The 6,284-nt window shown below is 61.5% G+C and carries 7 protein-coding genes; 6 read left to right on the top strand and 1 reads right to left on the bottom strand.

What is annotated here, in order from left to right; translation table 11 throughout:
• The 6 genes from ACW8PS_RS07365 to ACW8PS_RS07340 all read left to right on the top strand — a co-directional run.
• A partial coding sequence (locus tag ACW8PS_RS07365) for a hypothetical protein (RefSeq protein WP_491526696.1) occupies window positions 1–183 on the top strand: 183 nt, incomplete at its 5' end.
• Window positions 167–352: a hypothetical protein gene (locus ACW8PS_RS07360; protein WP_491526695.1), complete on the top strand. Its 186-nt coding sequence runs from the start codon at window positions 167–169 to the stop codon at window positions 350–352. The genes ACW8PS_RS07365 and ACW8PS_RS07360, both read left to right, overlap by 17 nt.
• Window positions 353–460: 108 nt before the next feature.
• Window positions 461–1,228, top strand: a complete 768-nt coding sequence (gene fabI / locus ACW8PS_RS07355; RefSeq protein WP_491526698.1) for an enoyl-ACP reductase FabI — start codon at window positions 461–463, stop codon at window positions 1,226–1,228.
• A 51-nt stretch (window positions 1,229–1,279) separates the two neighbouring features.
• The gene (locus ACW8PS_RS07350) at window positions 1,280–3,733 is read left to right on the top strand and encodes a copper-transporting P-type ATPase (protein ID WP_491526694.1); all 2,454 of its coding nucleotides are present in this window, start codon (window positions 1,280–1,282) and stop codon (window positions 3,731–3,733) included.
• 402 nt (window positions 3,734–4,135) lie between these two features.
• Window positions 4,136–4,633 (top strand): c-type cytochrome, encoded by a 498-nt coding sequence (locus tag ACW8PS_RS07345; protein ID WP_491526693.1) that lies wholly within the window; start codon window positions 4,136–4,138, stop codon window positions 4,631–4,633.
• A 66-nt stretch (window positions 4,634–4,699) separates the two neighbouring features.
• Complete coding sequence (locus ACW8PS_RS07340; RefSeq protein ID WP_491526692.1) at window positions 4,700–5,392, top strand: CBS domain-containing protein; 693 nt, start codon at window positions 4,700–4,702, stop codon at window positions 5,390–5,392.
• A 330-nt stretch (window positions 5,393–5,722) separates the two neighbouring features.
• Here the strand turns inward: ACW8PS_RS07340 and ACW8PS_RS07335 are convergent, their stop codons facing one another.
• Entirely contained in the window at window positions 5,723–6,265 is a 543-nt protein-coding gene (locus tag ACW8PS_RS07335; protein ID WP_491526691.1) for a cupredoxin domain-containing protein, read from the bottom strand.
• Window positions 6,266–6,284: the final 19 nt, after the last annotated feature.

The raw sequence follows: 6,284 nt of genomic DNA, 5'->3' as shown, positions 1-6,284 counted from the left end.
CGCGAAAGGGCCGCGATCGACGCGGTCGGCAAAGCCATTGAACGGGCCCGCATTGCCCGCGATGCAAGCTTTGAGCGCATGTTCAGAACGCTTTACGGCGACGATGATCTGCCCGGTGCCGAAACTGGTGCCAATAGGCCTGTCCAGGGCCGCAAGGAGACTGAAAATGCAGTGGATCATTGAAAACTGGGTGCTGGTGCTTTTTGGCGGCGGAATGCTTGCGATGCACCTGTTCGGCCATGGCCACGGGCGCAAGGGCGGGCACCATGGATCAGACCACAGGCCCGATGATCGGGCTGGTGATGTCGGGCCGCAGAACACGGACCGGTCCGGGGATGATCGCAATGGCTGAACAATTCTTGCGGGTCCACCCCATCGGCGCAGCTGCGTCGGCAACCATCAGAAAGGCAGCAACGTGACCGTTCAATCTGCGGGCCTCAGCCCCTCTGGAATTCTGGATATGGCAGGCAAAAAGGGCCTTGTGGTCGGCGTTGCCAATGAACACAGCCTGGCCTGGGCGGCGGCGCGCAATCTGCACGCGGCAGGTGGCGACGTTGCGCTGACCTATCTCAATGACCGGGCGCGCCCATATGTGGCGCGCCTGGCCAGCGCGATCAACGCCCCGATCCTGATGCCCTGCGACGTGTTGCATGAAGGCGCGCTTGAGGCGGTGTTCACGCGGATCGAAAAGAGCTGGGGCCGCCTTGATTTCGTGGTCCATGCCATCGCCTGGGCCCCGGCGGATGATCTGCACGGGCGGCTGACCGATTGTTCGCCCGAGGGGTTCGCGCAGGCGATGGCGGTCTCGTGCCATTCCTTCATCCAGATGGCGAAACTGGCCGAACCGCTGATGGCGCAGGGTGGCAGCCTGACGACGCTCAGCTTTCTGGGTGCCGAACGGGTGGTGGATCATTACAATCTGATGGGCCCGGTCAAGGCCGCCCTTGAGGCAAGCGTGCGCTATCTGGCGCATGAATTGGGGCCGCAGGGCATCCGCGTCAACGCGATCTCGGCGGGTGCGGTCAAGACCCGCGCGGCCTCGGGGCTGGACCATTTCGATGAGCTGATCGCCGAGACCGAGGCCAAATCGCCGCTGCGCCGCACGGTTACCGCTGACGAGGTCGGGCGCGCAGCACTTCTGCTGGCCAGCGACCACACAACCGCCATCACCGGCGAGGTTCTGCATGTCGATGCCGGGTTTCACGTCGATGGCATGATTTTTCACTGAACACCAACCTGCACAATACAGGCAGGAAAAACGACAACGAAGGAAAACATGATGAACGTCCCGACCGGCCACAAGGGCCATATATCAGGCGAGGCGGAAAGCTTCGACACCGTCCCGCGGGAGTATGCGGGCACCGTATACACCTGCCCGATGCATCCCGAAATACGCAGCACCGAAGAAGGCTCCTGCCCGAAATGCGGCATGTTTCTGGTGCCCGAGGGCGAGAGTGACACCCATGCCCCCCACGACCATTCCGGGCATGACAAAGCCGGCCATGATCATTCGGGGCATGGCCCCGGCTGCCACGGCCATGAGGATGACCCGGCGGCCGTAAAGGCGCTGAAGGGCGGCCAGTATGACACCGTTCCCGAAGGCTATGCCGGCACCGTCTATACCTGCCCGATGCATGCCGAGGTGCGCCATCCCGGACCCGGTTCCTGCCCGCTATGCGGTATGGCGCTGGAGCCGGAAACGATCAGCCTGGAGGATGACGGCCCGAACCTCGAATTGGTCGATTTCACCCGCCGGTTCTGGGTCGGCGCGGCTCTGACGGTTCCGCTGCTGGTTCTGTCGATGGGGCCATATCTGGGTTTCACCTTTTTTCAGGAGCTGTTGGGCGAACGCATTTCGCTCTGGTTCGAGCTTGCGCTTGGCACGCCGGTGATCCTGTGGTCGGGCTGGCCGTTCTTCAAGCGCGGCTACAACTCGTTCCGCACCATGAATCTCAACATGTTCAGCCTGATCTCGATGGGCGTCGGAGCGGCCTATATTTTCAGCATCGTTGCGGTGATAGCGCCGCAGATCTTCCCTGACGGGTTCCGGGATCCGGACTCCGGGGCCGTCGGCGTCTATTTCGAAGCCGCCGCAGTGATCGTCACGCTGGTCTTGTTGGGCCAGTTGATGGAACTGCGCGCCCGGGAAGGCACCGGCAAGGCCATCCGCGCGCTGCTGGACATGGCGGCCAAAACCGCCCTCGTGATCCGTCCTGACGGCACGGAGGAAGAGATTGATCTGGACCAGGTGCAGCTTGGCGATCACCTACGGGTGCGCCCCGGTGACAAGGTGCCGGTCGATGGCGTTGTCGTCGAAGGCCGCTCATCGGTCGATGAAAGCATGATCTCGGGCGAACCGGTGCCGGTTGAAAAGGTCGCGGGTGAGCCGGTGACGGGGGCCACGATCAACGGCACCGGCAGCCTGGTGATCGAGGCGACGCGCATCGGGGCCGACACCATGCTGAGCCAGATCGTGCAGATGGTCGCCAATGCACAACGCTCGCGCGCGCCGATTCAGAAATACGCCGACAAGGTGGCGGGGATGTTCGTTCCCGCGGTCATCGGCATTGCCATCTTCGCGTTCATCATCTGGTCGATCTGGGGGCCCGATCCCGCAATGGCCTATGGGCTGGTATCCGCCGTGGCCGTCCTGATCATCGCCTGCCCCTGTGCGCTTGGCCTTGCCACGCCGATGTCGATCATGACGGCAACCGGAACCGGGGCGCAGATGGGGGTGCTGATCAAGAATGCCGAAGCGCTGGAACGGTTCGAGAAGATCGACACGCTGATTGTCGACAAGACCGGCACCCTGACCGAGGGCAAGCCCAAACTGGTCGCGGTATTGCCCGAGCCAGGCCATGACGAGGCCGAAGTGCTGCGGCTGGCGGCGTCATTGGAACGCGGATCGGAACACCCGCTGGCCGAGGCCATCGTGCGCGGTGCCCAGGACCGTGGCGTCACCTTTGCCAAGGCCGAGGATTTCGAGGCCATCACCGGCAAGGGCGTGATGGGCCGGGTGGATGGCAAGGCTGTTGCTTTGGGCAATGGCGCGCTGATCCAGGATATGGGGCTGGACAGCGGCGCGCTGGTCGATACCGCAAATGCGCGGCGCGACGAGGGCGAAACGGTGATGTTCATCGTGCTGGACGGGGCCATTGCCGGGCTGGTCTGTGTGGCCGACCCGGTCAAGGAAACCACACCGGATGCCCTCAAGGCGCTGCACGCGCTCGGCTTTCGCATCATCATGGCGACAGGCGACAATGAGCGCACGGCGCAGGCGGTCGCAAACCGTCTGGGCATTGACGAGATCCGCGCCGATGTTCTGCCCGAGGACAAGGCCCGCATCATCCGCGAGCTGCAGGCCGAAGGCAAAAAGGTCGCCATGGCCGGAGACGGGGTCAATGACGCCCCCGCGCTGGCCCAGGCCGATGTTGGCATCGCGATGGGCACAGGGGCCGATGTCGCCATCGAAAGCGCCGGAATCACGCTGGTCAAGGGCAATCTTGACGGCATCGTGCGGGCCCGCAAGCTCAGCCAGGCGACAATGCGCAACATCCGGCAGAACCTGTTTTTTGCGATGATCTACAACGCCTCGGGCGTGCCGATTGCAGCGGGTATCCTGTTCCCGTTCTTCGGCATCCTGATCGGCCCGATCTTTGCCGCTTTCGCGATGAGCGCCTCCTCGCTGTCTGTTGTGCTGAACGCACTCAGACTGCGGCGGCTGAAATTCTGAATGGGAGAGTTACGATAAGCCATCATCAAACAGTTTGGTCCATTCAGAACCGTCGGGGCAGCACCCAAACCTGCTGCCCCGGCGGAGTTGTGTCACGAGTGCAGAGGGCCGACAGCAATGCCGGCCCTCTTTTTTCAACCATTTCCACAGCTGCGCAGCCATTTTCAGCACCAGTTGTGGCCCCAGGATATGATGCGGCGATCGGACGTGCCAATGCTGCGCCAGGCGCGAATTTGGCATCGGCCCCTCGGACAGGGCCAGGATCGCCGGGCAATGCCATAGGCTTGACCGACGCGGAGGATCGGCTCGAATGTTAGACGAAACGGCGCAAACAATAAGGAAAGAAGCTTGAGAAACGACCACATGAGGACAATTATCAACTTACAGTGAAGGGAAAAAACAATGAAAAACCTGAAACAGGGAACAGCAATTATCGGCGCCGTCATGACCGTCGCATTATTTGCGGTTGAAACGCCGGCGCAAGCGGCATCCGACATGGACGACATGCCGGGCATGGTATCGGCCGGGCTGGTCATTCCGATTATGGATTCGGCCAATGGCCGGGCACTTTTCGCGTCAACGGGCTGTGTCGTCTGCCATTCGATCAACGGTGTCGGCGGGTTTGACGCACCGATGCTGGATGCCGAATTCATGGACCGGCCAATGAACCCTTTCGACTTTGCCGCCAACATGTGGCGCGGGGCCGAAACCATGGTTGAGATGCAGCGCGAGGAACTGGGCGATGTGATCCAGATCTCGGGTCAGGATCTGGCCGATATCATCGCCTTTGTTCATGATCCCGCAGAACAGGCGCTGTTCTCGGAGGATGACATCCCCGAAGATATCCAGGCACTGATGTTGCATGCCGAATCCGAATCCGAGGACGAGGAACACGACTGAAGTCAAAGACCTGCGGATATGGCGGGCGGCCCGTCTGCCATATCCGAAACCCAAGGAGGATTGAAAATGCAAGCTCAGGACATCATGACCAGAAACGTCATCTCAGCCGCGCCAGATGCCAGTATCGAAGCGGTCGTCGCTTTGATGATGGACAACCACATCTCCGCGGTGCCGATCCTTGATGCGGACGGCGCAATACTTGGACTGATCAGCGAGGGCGATCTGATGCGCCGTGTGGAGGGGGCCGAAAAGCGCCGCAAATCATGGTGGCTGTCGCTGTTTTCGGGATCCGACAATACGGCGGCGGATTTTATCGCCATGCGCAGCCGCCGCGCCACCGACATCATGTCCCATCCGGTTGAAGTGGTGGCCCCCGACATGCCGGTTGCCGATATCGCACGTCTGCTGGAGAAAAAGCGGATCAAGCGGGTGCCGGTGGTCAAGGATGGCCAGATGATCGGGATTGTCAGCCGCGCCAACCTGTTGCAGGCGCTGGCAACCGTGCCGATTGTAACGGTGGACACGATGGCCAGCGACCGCGAAAAGCGCGATATTGTTCTGGCGGCCCTGGCGCGGGTTCCGGGGCTGAACCCCGCGCATCTCAATGTCTTGGTCGAGGGTGGTCGCGTCGATGTCTGGGGGCTTGTCGGATCCGATGCCGAGGAAAACGCCGCAAAAGTGGCGATCGACAACATCGAGGGGCTTGATCAGGTTTCGCTCCATCTTGGCCGGATGCCCGATTATGCGTGGGGCATGTAGATTTACCGCCAAGGCCACCCATTCCGTATGAGCGGCTGCAGGGGCTGACGGCCCGGCTTGCGGGCCGGGCAATCTGACCTGGCGTCAAGGATTGCCGGATAGGGTTCGGCATGGCCTGCGAAGGGAAACTTGTCCTGAAACACGGTTTTATCCCGTTCACCGTCGGCCTGTTGGGTCTGGTGCCTCCGGGTGAAGGCCGGTCGCGGGGGGGGGCTGCGCCGGGCTGTCCTGTCCGGTGCCATTGTGGGTCGCTTGAGCAGAGATCTGCACAACAAGAAACAGGCGGGCCCGATGCCCGCCTGCCTTGTTTTCCGAGATATCGAAAAGTGATCAGCTGGCGTGATCTGCCCCGATGGTCACCAGGGCCTCCATACCTGCGGCACGGTGGCCGGGCACGTTGCAGGCGATGATCAATTCCTCCTGATCGCCGCTGAAGGTCCAGACCAGTTCGGTGGATTGGCGCGGCTCAAGCAGACGCGAATTTGCGTCCAGATGCATCCGGCCGGCTTCGATCATGCGATCATGGCGCAGCACACGGGTGGTCATCATGCCTTCCGCCATCAGAGCGCGCATTTCGCCGGCATGGATGTCTTGCATCTCTTCGGTGCCGATGGCGAATTCATGCACAACGCGACCGCTGTTGTTCAGCACAAAGCGGACCGTTTCGCCGCGTTCGACATCGAAACTGGAGGGGTCGAAATACATCTCGCCAAGATCGACTTCGATCACCCGGTCAATATGCGATACATCGCCTGCCTGACCAATATCGACGGCAACGCCATGGCCAATATCGGCCAGGGCGGCCGTTGCACCAAATATTGCGAAGGGCAGCAGAGCGGCGCTGATTGCGTGGCGAACATGGGTGGTATTCATCGGACGTTCCTTTGTTTTC

Source organism: Alterinioella sp. (assembly GCF_058343375.1).
Note: the sequence above shows the minus strand (reverse complement) of the source record. Positions and strands in the feature narration are given on the sequence as shown.

Bases quoted from the DNA above. Each gene is read 5' to 3' on its own strand.
- ACW8PS_RS07360 (WP_491526695.1), top strand. From the start codon at position 167: ATGCAGTGGATCATTGAAAACTGGGTGCTGGTGCTTTTTGGCGGCGGA.
- ACW8PS_RS07350 (WP_491526694.1), top strand. From the start codon at position 1,280: ATGAACGTCCCGACCGGCCACAAGGGCCATATATCAGGCGAGGCGGAA.
- ACW8PS_RS07345 (WP_491526693.1), top strand. From the start codon at position 4,136: ATGAAAAACCTGAAACAGGGAACAGCAATTATCGGCGCCGTCATGACC.
- ACW8PS_RS07335 (WP_491526691.1), bottom strand. From the start codon at position 6,265: ATGAATACCACCCATGTTCGCCACGCAATCAGCGCCGCTCTGCTGCCC.
- ACW8PS_RS07340 (WP_491526692.1), top strand. From the start codon at position 4,700: ATGCAAGCTCAGGACATCATGACCAGAAACGTCATCTCAGCCGCGCCA.
- fabI (WP_491526698.1), top strand. From the start codon at position 461: ATGGCAGGCAAAAAGGGCCTTGTGGTCGGCGTTGCCAATGAACACAGC.